The 19,771-nt window shown below is 51.5% G+C and carries 16 protein-coding genes and 1 pseudogene; 3 read left to right on the top strand and 14 right to left on the bottom strand.

Features of this window, described 5'->3' with window-relative positions:
* Positions 1 to 123 precede the first annotated feature (123 nt).
* From LN737_RS32555 to LN737_RS32505, 11 genes and pseudogenes are all read right to left on the bottom strand, one after another.
* Positions 124 to 516, bottom strand: coding sequence for a VOC family protein (locus tag LN737_RS32555; RefSeq protein WP_231780433.1), 393 nt, complete (start codon positions 514 to 516; stop codon positions 124 to 126).
* A gap of 4 nt (positions 517 to 520) precedes the next feature.
* Positions 521 to 1,918, bottom strand: coding sequence for a heparinase II/III family protein (locus tag LN737_RS32550; protein ID WP_231780432.1), 1,398 nt, complete (start codon positions 1,916 to 1,918; stop codon positions 521 to 523).
* Positions 1,879 to 2,649 (bottom strand): hypothetical protein, encoded by a 771-nt coding sequence (locus tag LN737_RS32545; protein WP_231780431.1) that lies wholly within the window; start codon positions 2,647 to 2,649, stop codon positions 1,879 to 1,881. Before LN737_RS32545 ends, LN737_RS32550 begins: the two co-directional genes overlap by 40 nt.
* Positions 2,633 to 3,352: an RraA family protein gene (locus LN737_RS32540; protein WP_231780430.1), complete on the bottom strand. Its 720-nt coding sequence runs from the start codon at positions 3,350 to 3,352 to the stop codon at positions 2,633 to 2,635. The genes LN737_RS32545 and LN737_RS32540 overlap by 17 nt, the downstream gene beginning before the upstream one ends.
* Positions 3,349 to 4,064: pseudogene (locus LN737_RS32535) on the bottom strand (SDR family oxidoreductase). Before LN737_RS32535 ends, LN737_RS32540 begins: the two are co-directional and overlap by 4 nt.
* A 110-nt stretch (positions 4,065 to 4,174) precedes the next feature.
* Positions 4,175 to 5,866 carry a sodium:solute symporter family protein gene (locus LN737_RS32530; RefSeq protein ID WP_231780429.1) on the bottom strand — a complete coding sequence of 564 codons (1,692 nt, stop codon included), beginning with the start codon at positions 5,864 to 5,866 and terminating at the stop codon, positions 4,175 to 4,177.
* 46 nt (positions 5,867 to 5,912) lie between these two features.
* Positions 5,913 to 7,364 (bottom strand): GH39 family glycosyl hydrolase, encoded by a 1,452-nt coding sequence (locus tag LN737_RS32525; protein ID WP_405520891.1) that lies wholly within the window; start codon positions 7,362 to 7,364, stop codon positions 5,913 to 5,915.
* Positions 7,365 to 7,552: 188 nt separating this feature from the next.
* Positions 7,553 to 9,286 carry a glycosyl hydrolase-related protein gene (locus tag LN737_RS32520; protein WP_231780427.1) on the bottom strand — a complete coding sequence of 578 codons (1,734 nt, stop codon included), beginning with the start codon at positions 9,284 to 9,286 and terminating at the stop codon, positions 7,553 to 7,555.
* Positions 9,253 to 10,179: a hypothetical protein gene (locus LN737_RS32515; RefSeq protein WP_231780426.1), complete on the bottom strand. Its 927-nt coding sequence runs from the start codon at positions 10,177 to 10,179 to the stop codon at positions 9,253 to 9,255. The genes LN737_RS32520 and LN737_RS32515 overlap by 34 nt, the downstream gene beginning before the upstream one ends.
* A 65-nt stretch (positions 10,180 to 10,244) precedes the next feature.
* Positions 10,245 to 11,690 carry a RagB/SusD family nutrient uptake outer membrane protein gene (locus tag LN737_RS32510; protein ID WP_231780425.1) on the bottom strand — a complete coding sequence of 482 codons (1,446 nt, stop codon included), beginning with the start codon at positions 11,688 to 11,690 and terminating at the stop codon, positions 10,245 to 10,247.
* Entirely contained in the window at positions 11,687 to 14,815 is a 3,129-nt protein-coding gene (locus tag LN737_RS32505) for a TonB-dependent receptor (protein ID WP_231780424.1), read from the bottom strand. The genes LN737_RS32510 and LN737_RS32505 overlap by 4 nt, the downstream gene beginning before the upstream one ends.
* 280 nt (positions 14,816 to 15,095) lie before the next feature.
* Here LN737_RS32505 and LN737_RS32500 point away from each other — a divergent pair, with 280 nt between their 5' ends.
* The 3 genes from LN737_RS32500 to LN737_RS32490 all read left to right on the top strand — a co-directional run bounded on the left by LN737_RS32500 (position 15,096) and on the right by LN737_RS32490 (position 16,694).
* Positions 15,096 to 15,866: an SDR family oxidoreductase gene (locus LN737_RS32500; protein ID WP_231780423.1), complete on the top strand. Its 771-nt coding sequence runs from the start codon at positions 15,096 to 15,098 to the stop codon at positions 15,864 to 15,866.
* Between the two features lie 91 nt (positions 15,867 to 15,957).
* Positions 15,958 to 16,167, top strand: a complete 210-nt coding sequence (locus LN737_RS32495; protein ID WP_231780422.1) for a helix-turn-helix domain-containing protein — start codon at positions 15,958 to 15,960, stop codon at positions 16,165 to 16,167.
* Positions 16,152 to 16,694, top strand: a complete 543-nt coding sequence (locus LN737_RS32490; RefSeq protein WP_231780421.1) for an IclR family transcriptional regulator — start codon at positions 16,152 to 16,154, stop codon at positions 16,692 to 16,694. The genes LN737_RS32495 and LN737_RS32490 overlap by 16 nt, the downstream gene beginning before the upstream one ends.
* A 61-nt stretch (positions 16,695 to 16,755) precedes the next feature.
* Here the strand turns inward: LN737_RS32490 and LN737_RS32485 are convergent, their stop codons facing one another.
* From LN737_RS32485 to LN737_RS32475, 3 genes are all read right to left on the bottom strand, one after another.
* A complete protein-coding gene (locus LN737_RS32485; protein ID WP_231780420.1) occupies positions 16,756 to 17,607 on the bottom strand; it encodes an SDR family oxidoreductase in 852 nt (283 codons plus the stop codon).
* A gap of 82 nt (positions 17,608 to 17,689) precedes the next feature.
* Positions 17,690 to 18,268 (bottom strand): TetR/AcrR family transcriptional regulator, encoded by a 579-nt coding sequence (locus LN737_RS32480; RefSeq protein WP_231780419.1) that lies wholly within the window; start codon positions 18,266 to 18,268, stop codon positions 17,690 to 17,692.
* A gap of 130 nt (positions 18,269 to 18,398) precedes the next feature.
* Positions 18,399 to 19,715 carry a Gfo/Idh/MocA family protein gene (locus LN737_RS32475; protein WP_231780418.1) on the bottom strand — a complete coding sequence of 439 codons (1,317 nt, stop codon included), beginning with the start codon at positions 19,713 to 19,715 and terminating at the stop codon, positions 18,399 to 18,401.
* Between the last annotated feature and the right edge of the window lie 56 nt (positions 19,716 to 19,771).

Here is a 19,771-nt window from a genome sequence, read left to right as displayed (position 1 = left end):
GTAGAGACGCGACATGTCGCGTCTCCTGTGCGTCAGCAATAGCAAGCGTTAGAAAATACGATTCGGCCAGTGAAACCATTCGGCCAAAAACCATCCGGTGAGGAGACGCGACATGTCGCGTTTCTACGGTAATTGATTCCGTTCCAGTATCTGTAACATATTCCCATCCGGGTCAAACAAGTTGCGGACTTTGCCGCCACCGATGGCATTGATGACCGAACCGCCCCAGCGAACCCCTTTTGTGTCGAGAAAAGCGATGGCTTCTTCGATGTTTTCGACCCTTAGCGCCAGATGCGACCAACCGGGTGTCCAGGTGGTGCGTTCGGGCCGGGCGGTGTCGTCTTTGGGCATCACTTCGAGCAAGGTCCCATCGGGGGCTTTGAGCATCCAGACAGGTTTCGGATGTTTGAACCACTTTTCGTAGCCGAACACATCACAGTACCAGTCGGCGAGGGCTTCCACATCGTTGGCCGCTACGCCGGTGTGATCGATGCCGGTAATTCTCAGTTGACTCATGGGCTTAGACGCGAATCAGGGAATACATAGTGTCTTGCGGTACGACATCCCACCGCCGACCATGCCCCGAAATCAGGGAAAGGTGATAGGTGGCTTCGTCCTGAACGATCAGCGTCCATTGCTTCTCATCATTCGATAGAGTAATTGAATTGCCTTCCTGCTGTAATTGCCAACGATCCAGCCCAATAGCTTCATCGAGGGCAATCGCGTGAACGACCGTGCGGGTGACAGCCGGGGCCGTTTCTGTCCAGCGGTAGAGCAACCCGCTGCCAGGCTTGCCTTCGCCGTACTGGTTTGGCTCAACGTGATACGCATCATGTACGTATCCGTACACGGGATGGCTGAGCTGTGCAGAGCCAAGGTGGAACAACTTCATTCCAGCTTCGTTACGCCGAACAGTCAGGCACTTAGGCTGGCTGTCGACCTTGGCCTGACCGTCGCGGTTGTTGACGAGCCAGTTCCATACCGTTGTCACGGGTTGCGTCGCTTCGATCCGGTCTACCACAAATAATACATTACTTCCGGCCATGAGCCAGAATCGTGAAAATCGACCCGTCGAACCGCGCTTTATAGGAGCGCCATACGCTGTCCCAACTTCTGACCCAACAACCGAGACGACTTCGTTCTGCTCAGCCAGCAATCGCCGGTTTCCCCGGTCAATGGGTTCGCCAGGCTGTCCATTGACGAGCACGCGCCGAGGCAGGACACTTTTCTGCTCCAGCATGGTGGCTTTGGCCTTATCTTCCTGCAAACCCAGCGTTTCCGCTTCCACCAGAAATGTGCAGGTATTGTGCGTTTGGGTACTGCTTTCCAGCCCGTGAATCAGGTTCCGGTAGCAACTATGACCGGGATCGACCAGCAGTCGTTCGCGGTTGTGAACGAGGATAAAACTGTTCAGATCGCCGTGCAAATGACCGGGCCCGTATAGTCCTTCACCCCCGCCATTGATGGCCACAATGGTATGTCCGTCCCAGGCATCGCGCATAAACGTATGACCGTTGCTGAACGACGCCGTGAGGGGCAAACCAGCCTCCTCCGGACTGACAGACTTTGTATCGTGGATCAACAGCGGCAGGGTCAAAAAGCCCCAGTCGTTATGCATGCCAAACGTAGCCAGTTCATGCGGTCCTTGTGTAGGAATAGGCTCATAATACGTTGCAAATAGCCCGCGCGCCAGTCCTTTTTCTTCATATAAACTGCTACGTGCGGCCAGGTGCAACAGCAAATCGCCGGAAGGCCGGAACAAGGCCGCGCTGTCGTTGAAGTTGGCCGCACGAGCGCGGGGTTCATTCCCCCAGCCTGCCAGTGGTTTGGCATAAAACATACTACTAGCTACCCAGCGGATTCCCTTCCCATAGGCTCTTACGTCAAGTAGAGCGGCTTTTTCGGGTATTTTCGGCAAAGTGCTTCGTAGGAAAGCATGAGCGCAAAAGCCAGGTAGTTTCCATATTGAAGGGATTCACCATACGAACCGTCGGGCTGAAACGCCAGCGCACACCGTTGCCATTCCGACACGTAATGATCGAGCAAGGCTTCGTCGCCAAGCACCGCGGCTGCCACAATAACACCCGATGTCAGGATGCCCCGCCAGTTGGCCAAATGCGTGTTTTTATCAATCCACCGCCGACAAAGCGCAATTCCTTTATCAGTCAGTGCCTGCCGAATTTCGGCCTGTTCCGATTCAGAAAACACGTCGCGGGCCAAATCATAGACCGCACTCAACGCCCAGCACAAATGCGCCGTTTCGAGGTGTCCCGTCAGCGGTTCTGCGTGATCGCGAAAGGCAGGTCCAGCCCAATCATAAGCCGGAGTTCGGGCAATATCGAGCGTAACGGTACGTAGCCAGTTCGCCAATTTCGCTTCCGGCTCCAGGGCATACAGCATAGCCGCGTCGGACAGGTATTCGGCTACCGGGTAGTACCAGGCTACTGTCGCATCGGGACCGAGCAAGCCTTTGGTGGCTACCCGATCATACACACGCTGGTGCAGAGCCGCGTAAAATCGACACAGCAGCGGATCGCCCGTTCGTAGCTCATTCAGAATCCGGGTCCGTTCAGCGTCGGTTAAAAAACAAGCACCTGGTTGCTGAATGGGTGGCTCAGGTAGCCTGATGGCATCAGAAATAGCCTCCATTTTTCACAACGTCAGTTGGTTTCATTCCACTTTCTACCATTTCTCTGATTTCATCTTCCTTGTGCATAATCTTCTCGGCGGCAATCAGCACGTCATATGCAATATCTTTCGGGATCGAAATCACACCGTCAATGTCGCCAAACACCCAGTCGCCGGGCTTCACAGTCACTTCGCCCATGAGCACAGGTTTCTGGTAGTGGTGCATCCGAAAACGACCCAGCATACCCGTATTGGCTTTGTACTTATGAAAGACCGGAAAGCCCAGTTCCAGAATAGCCTGTGTATCCCGGATGCCATTGACAACGGCGCCCCGGCAGCCGATTCGCATAGCCGCCATGGTCATCACTTCGCCCCACTGCGAGGTGACGGTATCACCGGTACAATCCCAGACAACGACGGAATCCGGGTGAAGGTCTTCGAGCATTTGCGCGCGCATTTCAAACTCACCGTCCGTGGTAATGTCGGGACCACCTTTCACGGTAAAAGCCAGTCCCGCCATTTTCATGGCTTCCCGAAGCGGGGCAAATTCGGGCGGCAAACTGGTGGCGTGCATGTTGTAATTAAACCGCAGCACATCGTTGACCGCACCCGTGTAGAGTCGCAGATAGCGTTCCCGCATCTCGGAAACGGGGATGGGGAAAGGCGATGGAGCAACAGCCTGGCCGTTGCCGTTCGTATGGGTATGGAGTGTGTTCGTTATCATCCTGCCAGAAAGTTCATGTTATCGAAATTGATTTCCCGGATTACGACGTAATCCGGTTGGTTAAGCACAAACGTGATCACGTTTGCTACGTCCTCCACCTTCAGAAATTTCTCCCGTGGCACCTTGCGGTCGCCCCAGTAATCACTGTCGGTGGGACCGGGATTTACGTCGGTCACTTTAATGCCTTCTTTTATGACCTGATCGGCCAGCCCGCTGCTCAGCCCCCGTGCGCCAAACTTCGAGGCAGCATAGACAGGTGCATTGGGATTGGTACGTTGCCCGGCCATCGAAATAACCGTGATAATGTGGCCCTTTTTTTCGGCTTCATCACCTTCAGGGCTTCGCGGTTGCAGAGAAATACACCCCGCATATTCACGCTGACCATTTGCTCGTAGGTCTCCAGTTCGGTCATCGAGAGGTCGGTGGTTAGCACGCCCATGCCCGCGTTGTTCAGCAGCACGTCGATGGTCCCGAAGGCGTCCAGGCAGGCGGCAAATCCGGCCAGCACATCCGCTTCCACACTGACATCACCTTTGAACGAGCGGAGATTTTCGTGCTGCACTTCATCGGCAAGCTGACGAGTTCGGCTAAAATCGAAGACGTTCGCGCCCTTTTCGAGCAATTGAAGGGCCGTGGCCCGGCCAATACCACCCGATGCCCCGGTGATAAAAATGACTCGTCCGGCAGTCCGGTTGTTGTCGAGGTAACTCATGGTTGTGTTGTTCAGATTGATTTGTTGACCTAACCCCCAACCCCCTGAAGGACGGTCGGCCGCTGCCGGGCTTTTTACCCGGAGGTTTTAGCCCCCTTCAGGGGTTGGGGTTAGGCACGTTCAGATATTGTTATTTCGTCTTTTTGCACAGTGATTACCTTTCGCGCTCTGGACCACAAACCGTACGCAAGAATGAGGCATAAAATGCCAGCGCCGAGGGCCAATTGCCCACTCAGCATACCTCGGGACGGGAATCCCATAATCACGAACATCAGACCCGTCAATCCGAACGCAATGCCGTACATGAGTTTGATCGCGTCTTTGAAAACGTCCTGACCTTTTGAATCGGCTTCGGCCATAAAGGGCACCGTCAGCTTATGAAAAAAGGCGTTCACCTTCGTATTGTAGGCAGTATCGTTTGAGGGAAAGAATCCCGACACAACAAAGAGAATGGTACAAAAGGCGATCTCGACCAGCGTGGCCACTTCCCAACTGATGCCTTTGTTCATGTTCAGGATAAAGCCCAGCACGGTGCCCAGAAACAGCGTAGCCAGAGCGCCCCAGGGTTGTGGTTTTCGTAGAAGAATCCCGAAAATGACCGGCACGATCATAGGGACGGCAAAAACACCCGCCAGCAGTTTATTGGCTTCAAAAGCACCCCCAAATCCACCCACGAAAAGCGCTCCGACCGTCACAATAAACCCAACCAGCAGCGTCATCAACCGGCCTACCAGCAGCGACTCTTTTCCGCTGGCATTGGGGCGAAACACCCGTTGGTAAATATCGCGGGTCAGTACGCTGGCCGTTACGTTGTATTCGGCACTCAGCACCGACATGGTAGCCGCAAACATGGCCGCAATCATTAAGCCCATAATGCCTTCGGGCAACAGTTTGAGACACAAACTCACATAGGCCATTTCGGGGTTGTCCAGCTTCGGCAGAATAACCCGCGCGGCCAGCGGAGGAAACAGGAAGATGACGGGGAAAATGAAGAATAAGATGGACGAAAGAATCGCTAATTTCTGTCCGTCGGTTTCGTTTTTCGCACTGTAAAAACGCTGAATAAAAGTCCAGTTGCCACTGTAGCGAATAATGATCAGCACGTAGTAGGCAATCAGGAACAGCGGCATTCCTTTCTTACCGTTGAACCAGGTCATATTCTGCGGAATCACCGCCTGCATATGTTCAAAACCACCGGCGGCATTGTAGGCCAGGGGCACCAGAATCAACGTAGCAAAAAACAGAATAACGAACTGTACCACATCCGTGACGATTACCGCCCAAAAACCGCCCACGACCGTATAGAGCGTCACGACAACGCCACAGCCGATGACAGCCGTTCCAAACGGAATCCCCGATGCGGCCGTAACAAACAGACCAATCGAATACAGTTTAATCATGTCGTCGAGCAGCTTGAAGGCCACCCCGCTCCACGAGAAAATCTGCCGGATGGGTGCGTTATAGCGGGTTTCCAGAAATTCGACGGGGCTTAGAATCCCCGCCCGTTTCCAGCGTTTGGCAAAGAAAAAAACCGCAATTAGGGAAGGAAAGATGGTACTCCACAGCACCGTAATGGCTACCAGACCGTCGGAGTAGGCAATGCCCGCATAAGCCACAAAGATGAACGTACTGAACTTGGTCATGAAGTTGCTGATACCCCCCGCTATCCAGGACACCCCACTTCCTCCCTTGAAATAATCGTTGATATTCTTGACAAACCGGCCTAAGAAAATACCAATCCCCGACATCATAATCATGTAGAGAATGATGGCCGTATAATCGAGCGTTTTAAGTTGGCTCATGAGCGGTTATAGGTTAAGGAGGATACTGAAAACTACAATCTCTTTTTCAGAAGCTTATACTCGATTTTTCAGCGATCAACACTGGATAATCAGGGACCGGAAGCTCCCGAAATGTCCATTCGTCGCCTGATTTCTGGCACTGTTTTTTCGGGATTTCGTAGATTTTCCCGGTAACCAGATCGACGAAAACAGGTTGGGTAAACTGCACTTTTACGGTTACCGTCGTCGGTTTGGGCATGTATTCCTCAGCGGGTCGGGCTTCGCCATTCCAGAGCGTTACAAGACTCCCATTTCCTTTTGTTTGCCGGTAGACAAAGGCCGTTACGGTTTCCTGACTGACTGCTGGTTTAGTCGATGGCAGCCGTTCAACCTGATCATCGAACAGGGTGAATACGTGTTGAGCGGCTTTATATGCTAGCTTGGGCCGCTTGATGGTTTTGTCGGGGTTGGTTTGCAGCAATCCTTTTGTATTTACCCCCACCATATGATCGCCCGCGGTGTAGTGTATATCACTGATCGTGAAGAGGTTCGTAGAAATACCGCGTCCATGATCACCCAGCATCCGGCGAAGGTCCCATTTGGCCTGTGTTAGTTCGCTCCAGTCCTGATCCCGCAAGGCGCCAATCGTTACCGCTTTCGGGGTGGAAGGCGCCCCGTTTTCGCCCTGCATAAACACGACCCTGGGACTATAACTCCAGACCAGTTGCCGCATTTTTTCGATATTCGGATAGGATGAATCAGGGTTATGTGCGTAGCCATGATACGTCATAATATCGACCAGATCCAATGCGTTTTCACGTTTCAGTTCGTCGTAGAAGTCCTTTACAAAGTCTAGCTTCGTTACGCTTGCCATGCCCAGTGCAATGAGCCGGGCATGGGGCTGAATCGACTTCACCAGCCGGGCAGTACGAACATAGAACTGCCCAATTTCGGTACCTGTATGCGTTGGATTCAGATCGGGTTCGTTCCAGATTTCCCATTCCGGAACCTGATTTTTGTAGCGCGACACGATAGCCCGCACCCAGTTATCCCAGGCGGTCAGGGCTTCGGGCGAGGTCGGGATGTGGCCCGCCAGTTTGGCTTCGCCCCCACCTTCATAGATCGGATTGCCGTACGACAGTTCCACCCAGGGAGCCACTCCGCGCGAAGCCGCATCGGGAATGACGGCATCCAGCCAGGCGAAATCGTATACCCCTTTTACTTTCTCACACTTGCTCCAGCCACCCTGCAACCGAATTCGTTTGGCACCCAGCGGCCCCAGATACGTTTTGTAGGATTGGTAATCGGTATAATCGCGGTCGAGGGTTTCCCCGCCAATACTCCAGGTGCTGGATTTGATGGCTTTGGCGTCTCGGGTTTTCAACTGCCCAACCGCTTTCCAGTCGGCCGGAGTTGCCAGTGCGCCGGTGCGACTCGACTGAGGTTGCGCCACGTCCGACTGAGCGAACCCATGCTGGACGAAAAGAAAACCGGCAATAACAAGTAATCCGATACGCATGATTTGTTTGTTTTTCAATGGCTTTACAAAAAAAACAGGCAGGAACCATAGACCTATAAGCCGGGCCGCCGGAGCGGTTTTTGAAACTCTAAAAACTATTATTGCAAAACCCCCAACCCCCTGAAGGGGGCTTGGCTCACACTCTAACTAAGCCCCCTTCAGGGGGTTGGGGGTTTTGCAATACCTGCCTAAAATTGTAGCCGATACGTATTGATCTGCCGGGCGTTGAAATTCGTTTTCAAGGTATTTTTAGCTGGATTCAGGCTTTGTTCGTTCGTTTCAATATGCGTTGTTTGCCAGGCCTGGCGAATCGGCAATGCCCAGTTCAGCGTGGGGGTGGCAGCAGTTTTATTCAGATTCCAGAACCGGGCAATCAGGCCGTTCCCCATGCCTTCCTCGCTGGGTTTCAACGTCCAGATCAGTAAGCCCGGCGCATCGGCTTTGAGCAATGAAAACGTCGTTTCAGGATAAGTTGCCTGCGTGCCGGTTACTGCTCCGGTTACCAGCGGATTCTGATCTTCGAGAGCGAATTTCATCGCTGTTAGGGCGTCGAAAGCCGCTGTGCGGGTTGTCAGGGCAAAATGGTAGCGAAACTTCGTTACCCCGTTCTGGTTGTAAATGCCCAGTCGCAACGTGTCCTTTTTGCCTGACCCATACGTATCGACCTGCCCACCCGCCAGCGCGTTAAACTGTGCCGAGGTTTCCCAAAGCGAATCCGGGGTACTTTTCCCTAACTTAAAAAAACTGCAATCCTGATTCGAGATCGTAAGCCCAAAATTTGGCTCGCCGATGTCAGCAAAATGGTTGAACGTTTGCCAGTCGTAGCGGGCATTCTGGCTGGCGTAATGCCCACCTCGCGTTTCCTTCCTAGCCGTCAGAATGGCCCCCAGCTCTTCATGATTGGTAGTCGGGTTTGTCAGATTAAGCGAAAACGCCCAGGTTTTTACGTCGTCGAAGTTGGCTTGCAAGCTGTCTTCGATGTCGATTCGGCGGCTGTTGCGGAACAGCGTCACGCGAACGGTATGGGCAATGGGGTCGTTGGAAAAAGCTTTGATCGTGACCGAAACGGGGCCTTTGTTTTCCACGACGAGCGCGTTCCCAGCGTCTGGATCTTTTGTGCCGATGTCATTGAGTAAGCGCCCTGTCTGTGATTTGACCAATTGTCTGTTGTTGGCCTTTCGGTCGTAGAGTTCGCTGATAACGCCTGATTTTTTCAGCCGGATGCGGTAATATTCATTCTGTATAAACTCCCCATCTACCTGGGCTGCATCGGGTTGGCTGGCTGGCGTTCCTTTCTGAATTTCATACACGTTGTAGCCTATGGACGGTACGTTCTCAGCCCAGATGCGGACAAACGGCTTGCCCCCTTTCCGAATCCGCTGACTCACTACTTCGCGCTTTGTTTGCAGGTCAATCACCCGAACGGGCCCTTCCCTTTTGTACTCAAAATCAGCAACGTCATTTCGCGTCCAATTCAACGGATTGAATACGTAATAGCGTGGGGTAGCCGCGCCGGATTGGGCCATCTTAAGTTGTTGCCCCATGGCCAGCGATGCCCGGTTGAAAAGCGTATCGACGTACCCAACGATCCGGTGGTGAAGTTTGGTTTGCCAGTTCGCACGATCGCGTTTGGAAACGGGTCCGTCAGCCGTCCAGTCATGTTCCCAATAGAGTCCGTATGCTTCCCAGGCCAGATTTCGGGCTTCTACCAGATCGCGGGCAAACGTGCTGTCTTTGAGGGATACCAATGCCGAGAGCGCTTCTGCCGACCGCAGTTTCCCGGTAGCCCGACGAATGTGGGCCGTCGTTTCGTTCATGGATACCGGGTACACATCCCACTCGTTGCCATAGCTCACCGATTCGGCGGGCAGTTTGGGGTAACTGCGGTCTACGTCGGCAAAAAAATCTTCTTCGTTCGACACCCGGACTTTACGTAAATGGGTTGAGAAGCGTTGTGCTGCCTGGATAAACGGGGCGACACATACGTACTGAGGTCATCCCAACCATAGCCAAACGCACCCGCTATGTTGAACGGATAAGCCGATTTTGCCGTAACTGTATCACACATTACGGTCATATCTTCCACCACTTTACCCATATCGCCCACAATATCTTTCGGGTCTTTCTCGCGTCGGGCTTCGGCATAGCCACCCAGCGTCCGCCCGTTGTAGATAGGTCGGTTGTACCATTTCATTGTCACCGAACGGCCATCCTGCCCCATATACCGATACAACTGGTTCCGGCGGTGGGCCAGGCTGGCATTCGATATCCGACTGGCACAGCCACACACGCCCCGCCAGCTATACTTCGCCCCTGCCCCGGCCCAGAGCGAACTCAGACCCAGCGGCAGGGTCTGGTTTTCCATGCAGACGGCCAGTCGAAACCGTAAATTCCATTGCCGTTCGAGCTGGCCAGCGTAGTACATACCGCGCAGAACGGCCTCGGTGGGTTGCCCGCCATACGTACTGACCAAGCCGTTGAGCGGGCTGCTGATGTGCCCCGTTCGAATGCGACCGATGAGCCGTTCAACCTGAGCCGGGCTGCGGAATTTCTGATACGTTTTGATCCAGTAACTCCCGTCCATATTGAAACGAGCCTGAAAATCATCCGGATTGCTCTGCGTCGAGTCGATCTGGTTCAGGTAATAATCAATCATTCTGACAAAAACCGTATCGTACTGGACTTCGTTGCCTGTCCACATGTAGTCGGTATGATCGTCATTAGCCAGATACAGCCGTTTGACCGGTTGAGCCGACAGCGAAGCTAAATTCAGGAACAGACAAGCCGAAAACAGGAGATACGATGCTCGTTTCATATAGAAAATTTAGCAGGGAGGGTTAAAACCTATAAGGTCTTGGAGACCTTATAGGTTTGTATTTATCAGTAGCCCGTATTTTGGGTAATCGCTTTGTTTAGGTCGATTTCCCGCTGTGGGATCAGGTATAGCTGATTGAAATCTTTCACCTTATAGCCTTTGGCAGTCATAACGGGTATGAAACGACCCGTACGAACGAGATCGAACCAACGATGGCCTTCAAAAGCCAGTTCAACCCGGCGTTCCTGCTCCATCGCCAGCCGAAAATCAGCCTGTGAAAGGCCGGTTTTATCAGCAAGCCCCGCCCGCTTCCGAATCTGATTGAGGTAGGTAAGTCCTTCTGAAGTGCGGCCCAGTTCATTAAGGGTTTCGCCATACATCAGCAACACATCGGCGTAGCGAAGCAGGGGAAAATCGACATCGGAGTCCTGGTTTAAAGCACCCTGCTGGCGGAATTTTACTACGTACCGTTCGTTTACCGTTGTACCATTCGCTGCTTTGTAGGAATTAAGCATGGATGCATCTTTCCGCAAATCGCCGGGCTCATAGGCAGCGTCCATATCGGCGGTAGGGCGATTAAAGCCGCCCCCCGTTCCACCGCCTGCGCCAAACAAGGCTACACTCGCATTCACCGCGCCCCAGTTCGACCACAGGTCGCTACCCTGACCCACCTGCCCTGATTTATACTGCACGGCGAAGATGTACTCCTTGTTATTAACGAAGGACGTAGTAGCCGGGAAAATATCCGCGTATTTGGGCATCAGACTAAAAGCATTTCCGTCAATTACTTCTTTCAGTTTCGCTGCGGCATTGTCGTACTGTTTCAGTGTCAGATAGACTTTTCCCAGCAGGGATTTAGCTGCCCAGACCGAAGCCCGGCCAGCTTCTGAAGCGGGAATAGCCGTGGGCAGCTTCGTTTCAGCCGTTTTTAAATCGCTGATGATCAATGCATATACATCAGCAGCGGGTGACCGGGGCAGACTGTTGGCCCCGTAAGGTGATGTAATCTCATGCGTTGCCAGTTGAACGTCGCCAAAGAAGCGAACCAGGTTAAAGTAAAATAGAGCCCGCATGAATTTAGCCTCCCCTTCGAACCGGTCTTTCGACGCCTGCGGAATGTTCACCGTCGGTAAGCGGTCGAGGATGGAGTTCGTCCGGGCAATACCGGCATAATGGCCGGTCCAGGCGTTAGAAATCGTCGTACTGGAAAGCGCGAAATTGAAATCCTCAAAATAATAGAGTTCTGTAGCAGTACCGCCCCTGGCCTGGCCTGTATCGGTATTGTCAGAAACGAGTTCAGTCATATAGAGGTATGAGCCACTTCCTTTATCAATAATACCCGTTAGTTTGAGCGCACCATATACCCCGATAATAGCATTGTAGAAATCGGCATTGGTTTTGTAGAAATTGGCTTCACTCCGCTCCGTCTGCGGAACCTGGTCGAGTGAAACGTCCTGGCAGGCGCCCAGCAGGCAAGCCGACAGCATGAGGGCAAATAGACTGGTTTTCATATAAATAAGGCGTTTTGAGTCGGTAGATCAGAAGGATAAATTGACGCCAAACGTAACGGTCCGTGCCTGCGGGTAGGCACCGAAGTCAAGCCCGAACGACGTGAAGCTGTCCCCACTGATGTTGGTTTCGGGGTCGTAGCCAAAGTAGTTGGTGAAGGTGTACAGGTTGGTGGCCGCAGCATAGACCCGCACGCCCCCAGACCCAGCCGATTGACGAGCGTGTTGGGCAGCGCATACGCCAGGGTTACGTTCCGGATACGCCAGAACGAGGCATCGAACAGATACACCGAGCTGTACTGGGTGTTGTCGTTTTTGCCCCCGCGAATGGCCCGGCCAAACAACCCATTACCGGGCTGATCGGGCGAAACCCAGCGGTTATCATAGACGTACTTGGCGTTGTTCTGAACCCCGGAATTGTTGAGGTAAAAGGAGTTATTGTAGACCTGCTGACCAACCTGACCACTGGTCATAATATCGAGCGAAAAACCCTTGTAGGTAAAGGTGTTATTAAAGCCGAAGTAGTATTTTGGATAAGGACTGCCAATGACTTCTTTATCATTATCATTGATGACTCCATTGCCGTCAATATCTTTCCACTTCACATCGCCTGCGTGGGCGTTTGGCTGAACGGTGTAGGCTTTTGCTTCTTCCTCGGTACGGAAAATACCCAGGAACCGGCGTCCGAAGAAACTGCCGATAGGATAACCCGCCTGGGTAACCGCATAAGCCGGACGACCGCCGGATGCACTCAGGATACGTTCGGCATCGGTACTCATTTCCAGCACTTTATTGCGGTTGAACGTGATGTTAACATTAGTATTCCACTTGAATGCACCAACCAGATTGCGGGAACTCATGCTCAGTTCAACCCCTTTATTCTCCACTTTACCCAGATTGACCAGGGCACTGGTCAGTCCCGTAACGGCGGGTGTCTGAATGGTGAACAACATATTGGAATTGACCTTACGGTAGTAATCGGCAGTGAAGGAAAGTCGGCTATTCAGCAGCGAGAAATCAAGTCCAACGTCAACCTGCGTGGTCGACTCCCAACCCAGTTCGGGGTTTGTGAACGACGAACGACCCAGGCCGGGTGTCAGTACATCGCCAATGACGTAATTGGCACCGCCCAGTTGACCAATTGCCCGGTAGTTGCCAATGGCGTTGTTGCCTGTCTGGCCGTAGCTGGCCCGAAGTTTGAGATCACTAACGAAAGTCTGGCCTTTCATGAACCCTTCTTCCGAAATCCGCCAGCCGATCGACGCCGACGGGAAAGTTCCCCAGCGGTTGTTGGCCCCAAAACGCGACGAACCATCCCGACGCAGGGTAGCTGTAATAAGGTATTTGTCCTTATAGGCGTAATTGACACGAGCCAGAAACGACTGTAAGGTATAAATCTGGGTACTCTCGCTGCCACTCGTTACGGTCCCCCCATTAATATTGGGAATCAGATTATCCGGGAAATTACCGGCGGTAGCGATGGTTTGATTGCTGTAGGAACGCTGGGCCGTATAGCCAATGATCGCGTCGATACTGTGGTCGTTGAACTGCCGTTTATAGTTGAGCGTATTTTCGTTCAGCCAGCTATTATCCTCGCCATTTCGCGCTTCGGCTGTCGATGGGTTACTCGGATTGATTGTATTGGGCGTCCAGGTCCGTCGCTTGAACTGGTTGATATCGGTACCAAACGTAACGCGAAGTTTAAGGTCTTTCAGGATGGAATACGTAGCAAAGGCATTCCCCAGGATTCGGAATTGAGATGGGTGAATTTTATACTCATTCGCAATCTGAACCGGATTGGCAATCGACGGCTGACCTTCGGTGACCACAATATAGGAACTGTACGTGCCATCGGCATTGTATACCGGCACAAAAGGCGGCATGGATTGAGCCGCACTCAATATTCCCAGTGCTCCGTAGTGACCTTCGGCATTGACATCATTCTGATCGGTATAGCTGGGCGTGATGTTCACACCGATACTAAGTTTATCCGAGAGTTTTCCTTCTAGATTAGCCCGGAAGGTATACCGTTGCAGTCCCGAACTGATAATGATCCCCTGCTGGTTGAAATAACTCCCCGACAGCGCATACCGGAAATTGTCTGTTCCACCCGTAGCCGAAATCTGGTAGTTCTGAATGGGCGCTGTCCGGAAAATGGCATCCTGCCAGTCGGTCGTGGTTAACTTGGATGGGTCCTGAAAAATAGTGGGAATCTGGTACGAACTGGCGCGCTTGCTATTCGGGTCATTAACATTGGCCCCCGCTACGTTGTCGAGGTAAGACGCGTTGCGGGCTTCGGTTACCCAGGCCGCATACTCCTGCGCGTTCATCATCTCTATTTTTTTGGTCACCTGCTGAAAGCCTGTGTAGGCGTTCACTTCAATCCTGGCCTTACCCGATTTCCCTTGTTTGGTGGTGATAATGATGACCCCGTTGGAACCACGGGAGCCATAAATAGCGGTAGCTGAGGCATCTTTCAAGACATCAATCGACTCAATATCCCCCGGATTGATGGTGTTCAATGGGTTACCGAACCCGGCATTATTGACCGGAAATCCATCAATGACGTAGAGCGGCTCATTTCCACCCGTAATGGAGCTGATTCCCCGAATCAGGACGCTGGTGTTCCCACCCGGTGCGCCCGACGTATTGGTAATCTGCAAACCCGCCACCTGGCCTTTTAATGCCTGATCGAAACCCGAAACTGGTACCTTCTGAATGTCTCGGGCGCCTACGGTGGCAATGGCTCCCGTCAAATCCTTCTTCTGTTGCGTGCCATACCCGACAACGACCACTTCACTGAGGGTTTTGTCACCAGGAGCTAACTGCACATCAATGGTCGATCTCGTATTTACCGCAACCTCCTGACTTAAATACCCCACATAGGAGATTACTAACGTAGCATTACCTGTAGGTACCGACAGCCGATAAATACCTTCGCCATTAGTGGTCGTACCATTACTCGTATTCTTGACCAATACGGTCACGCCGGGAAGCGGTTGCCCACCTTCATCGGTCACCCGGCCCGTAACCAGCGAAGGCGTTTGAGCCAGAAGCTGACTCAGAGTTAAGAGCAAGGCTAATCCCAGTAGCCCGGCCCGGTAATGGTAAAGAGAGAGGTTATTCATAAGGGCTTTTATCTTTAATTCATCAATGATAAATATCAATTCATCAATACAATACTATTATCAAATTAAACAATCACCAAATTTTTTCACTTATTTATTTTTTATAGGATTATTTTTAGTAAACTAATAATTTGAAAAATTATAAATCAGGACCTAAATCTGTATATAAATGGGAAATCCTTATAAAAAAAGTACAAAAACCGCTTATTGATGGGAGAAATACATTTTATACTTTGGCATATATGAATTAAACTTGCAGATACTATCACAATGGTAAATTATGAGCTTTTTACAACAATTTGACCTGTCGGGCAAAACAGCGCTCGTAACCGGGTGCAAACGAGGCATTGGCCGGGCGATGGCCGTAGCATTAGCCGAAGCAGGTGCCGATATTATTGGCGTATCGGCTTCGCTGGAAATGGAGGGAAGTGCAGTTGAAAAAGAGGTAACGGCATTAGGCCGTTCGTTTCGGGCGTATCAATGCAATTTGAGCGACCGGGCAGCCTTGTATTCGTTTCTGGAAAGTCTGAAGCGAGATGTCCCCGTCATTAATATTCTGGTAAATAATGCCGGGACGATCCTGCGCAAACCGGCCGCCGAACACCCCGACGAATATTGGGATGAAGTGATCGACACCAACCTGAATGCCCCCTTCATTCTCACCCGAGAAATTGGCCGCGACATGGTGGCACGTGGATCGGGGAAAATCATTTTTACGGCTTCCCTGCTGACCTTTCAGGGGGGTATAACCGTACCTGGCTATGCCGCCAGCAAAGGAGCCATTGGTAGCCTGGTCAAAGCGTTTGCCAATGAATGGGCATCTAAAGGTGTGAATGTAAATGCGATTGCGCCGGGCTATATTGCCACCGATAACACGGAAGCCCTTCGGGAAGATGCTGAACGTAGCAAAAGCATCTTGTCCCGAATTCCGGCCGGCCGCTGGGGTGAGCCCGAGGATTTTAAAGGCCCAACCTTATTCCTGGCATCAGAAGCCTCCCGCTACGTCCACGGCACGATCCTGACCGTCGATGGCGGCTGGATGGGGCGTTAATTGATAATGACGAATGATAAATTATGAATGATGAATTACTGTCGCTATTCATAATTTATCATTCATCATTCATAATTTATCATTAAGACACATGGTTTTAGTCATTGTTAAAGCGTTTGATATTCTGGAATGGGTGGCCCGTGATCCGGGAAGAGCCTACTCACTTACGGAAATTGCCGAAGCGTTACAGATGAATCAGGCTACCTGCGTCAATATTTTACAGACGCTGGTCGCTAAGAATTATCTGGAGCATTTAGGTCGAAAAAAGGGTATCGGTTGGGGCCAATGGCCTACAACCTGACCAATAACCTCTCTTACAGCCAGAATCTGGTGCTGGCGGCTAAAGAGGAGATGGAAAAACTGACGGCCGAGCTAAATGAAACGTCGATTTTAGGGATTATCCGGAATCAGAAACGGTTCATCGTTCACCTGGTCAATAGCGATCAGGATTTGCAAGTGCGTAGTCGTTCAGAACGTAACGTGTATGAAACCGCTACGGGCCGTTTGCTGCTGGCCTTTATGTCGGATAAAGAACGGGATAGCTTTCTGCAAAGTAACGGCTTACCGTCTGAGGAAACCTGGCCCGAAGCTGCAACGCCTGCTGACCTGGATACAGCCCTAGCTAAAATTCGTACCCATTCGCTGGCTATTACGCACTCTAAAACCCATATTATCGGTCTGGCCGTGCCCATTCGGAAAAGTGGGCTCGTCGTAGCCAGTCTGAGTGTTTTTCTGCCCGAAATTCGCTGCTCGGCCTCCCGACAGAAAGAAATTGTGCTGGCCCTTCAGCAGGCAGCACAGGTTATTAATGAACGACTGGATGCCTGATGGTTATAACATTGCCGGGGTATGGCGTACTGGATTGTCTTAATCCAGTACAATAGGATTATCAGCCAACCGTTGGCTTGAAACCTTTTTCGACGACACTCTTGACGATCCCGTGGAACCAGCTTAATGGTATTATTCGTCGAATAGCCAGCAGCAAGGGCGATTGACCGCCCACCGGGTACCGAAGCCGGAACGAGCGGTCGTTGGCGGCTTCGAAAATCTTCTCAGCCACTACTTCTGGTCCCGGTGCATCGGCACCCGCTTTTTGGGAGTTAGCGAGCGTAACGCGCACATACTCATCGTAAGCAGTCAACCCATCTTTCTGGAGCAAATCCTGCGAACGGTCGTAGAAATCGGTTTTAATAGCACCGGGTTCAATGTTTTTCACGCGGATGTTAAACGGCCGTAACTCAAACGACAACGCTTCGGTGAAACCTTCGACAGCCCATTTCGTGCCATGATAAATGCTGTAAATTGGGAACGTAATGAGTCCACCCATCGACGTTACGTTGATGATCGTTCCGTTACGCTTCTCCCGGAAGTCTGGCAGAATTTCGCGAATCACATTCATCACGCCAAATACGTTGGTGTCGAACTGGCGTTGTACCTGTTCCGGGCTGGCCGCTTCAAATACGCCCACAGCCCCATAACCCGCATTATTGACCAGTACGTCGATTCCCCCGAAAGCCGTGCGGGCATCGGCGAGTGCCTTCCGGATGCTATCCGTATCCAGCACATCCAGCCGAAGCAACTTAACGTTTGGGAGGTTGCCTAATTCGGTTTCTTTGGCAGGTGCGCGCATGGTAGCGGCTACATTCCAGCCCTGCTGAGCGAAATAAAGCGCAGTAGCTTTTCCAATGCCCGACGAACTGCCAGTAATAAAAACTGTCTTTGGGTTAACTAATTTGTTCATGGTCGATTTAATTTATATTGAATATTTATTCACTTATTAAGTAAAAAATAAGGCAGATTATAACTGCCATTTCAACGCATTACTACCGTTTCACACCATCCCAGATAACAGAGAATGTTAATTCCCAGTCGCTTTTGCTAACGGGTTGCTGCGAAAACTGAGCCTGTTTAGCCAGTTCATTAAGCATACCACAGACCAGCGTGACCAGCAAATCCGGGTTGGCTTCTTTAATGATCATTTGCTGCTGACCTTCTACCACCAGCTCATAAATGGGTTGCATAACGCTGGCTTCCTCGGCGCGTATGACCTCCGTTTCGGCAAAGTAGGGAGAGCGGAAATACTGTTCAAAAAAAGCGGTATACTCGGGATATTTTAAATTGTCATCCAGATAATTACGGGTGATTTTCTGAATTTTAACCCGTAGTGGATCAGTAGCTGCTATCCCGGCGTTGAGGTCGCTGAGGCTTTTGCGGAGCAGATAGGCATAGAGCCGCTGGATCAGGGCAGGCTTATCATCGAAATAAACGTACACAGTACCCGTAGCCACACCGGCCTCCCTGGCCAGGTCCGACATTTTGAGACCGGATAGCCCGGTCTGCATAATGAGCCGCAGGGCCGTATCGAGTATAATCTTTTCCTTTGCTTCGTCTTTGGTGCGCATACCTATTGGCATATTGACGACGCAAAGTAAAGCGAATATTTATTCAATTACAAATTTTAGGTGAATAAATATTCACCTTTTAAACGTATTTTTCTGACAGGATTAATAGAATCAATCCTGTCAGAAAGATTTATGACACTCTCATTTCCCAGCCTTTTTCGTACTCCCGCTTCCAGAGTTGCGTAGCGGCTTTATTGTCTTTGATATGCCCGTTAGTCGTGTCACAGTGCAGAGTTGTGCCGGTACGTTGGGAAATATTAGCCAGGTGGCAGAGCAGTACGCTTTTGTGTCCTTCGTCAATCGGTGCCGTTAGTTTCGTATTCTCCCGGATGGTTTCCACGAAATTGGTAAAGTGCGTTAGTTCCAGATCGCCGGTTGCGCTGACAGTGTTGTTGGGGTCGAGTTTGGTGCTTGGCTTGATCTCCTTCACCAGTTTATTCTTCTCATCAAAGATCTGGTAATCACCCCCACCTTTGTTGACCAGCGTACCTTTGTCGCCGTAAATGATAAAGCCGCGGCCACTCCCATCGATAGGATATGAACTGCAGCTACGCCCTTCCCAGGTGATGGCTTTCCCATTGTCGAACTCGAACGTAGCGACCTGCGTATCGGGTGTTTGCCAGTCATCCTTGAAGGCATATCGCCCCCCTGACGACGTTACTTTCGACGGGAAATCGACGCCCATAAACCAGCGGCAGCAGTCGATTTCGTGATTGCCGTTGTTGCAGGCTTCACCCGTACCCCAGTTCCAGAACCAGTGCCAGTTGTAGTGTACCAGATTATCGCGGTAGTCCTGACGCGGAGCGGGTCCCTGCCAGAGGTTAAAATCCAGCGTCGAGGGTACGGCTACTTTCTTGCCAATCCCAATGGATTTGCGGGAGTTGGTGTACCAGGCTTTAGCGAAATACGGGTTGCCGATGGCTCCGCCCCGTACTTCCTTCACGGCTTCGATCAGGGTTGGAAACGACCGGCGCTGGCTACCAACCTGAATCAATTTGCCGTACTTGTCGCGGGCCTGAATCAGCATCTCGCTCTCGTAGGGATTCTGGCCACAAGGCTTTTCTACGTACACGTGCTTACCGTTGGCAACGCCCATCAGAGCCGCTGGCGCGTGCCAGTGATCGGGGGCGGCAATAAGCAGCGCATCGAAGTCTTTTTTGGTCACCAATTCGCGAATGTCCTTGATGATGGTGGGCTGACGGCTGGCATCTTTAACCGCATCCAGGCCGTTTTTGATGGCTTTTTCTTCTACATCGCACAGATAAGCCACCTCCACATTCGGCAGTTTGGAAAACGATTTCGCATGATAGGCACCCCGGCTGTTGACGCCCATTACGGCCACGACAACCTTGTTGCTGGGTGCATTTTTGCCGTAGATAGGGAAGTTCAAAATCGTTGTGCTGGCTGTAGCCAATGCAGTATTTTTAACAAATGTCCGACGATCCATAGAGATAAGGTTTTACGAATAAGGGTAGTTAAGCTAACATGAATTAGACGAGTATC

It is taken from the genome of Spirosoma sp. KNUC1025 (genome assembly GCF_045160025.1).
Classification (GTDB): domain Bacteria; phylum Bacteroidota; class Bacteroidia; order Cytophagales; family Spirosomataceae; genus Spirosoma.
Note: the sequence above shows the minus strand (reverse complement) of the source record. Positions and strands in the feature narration are given on the sequence as shown.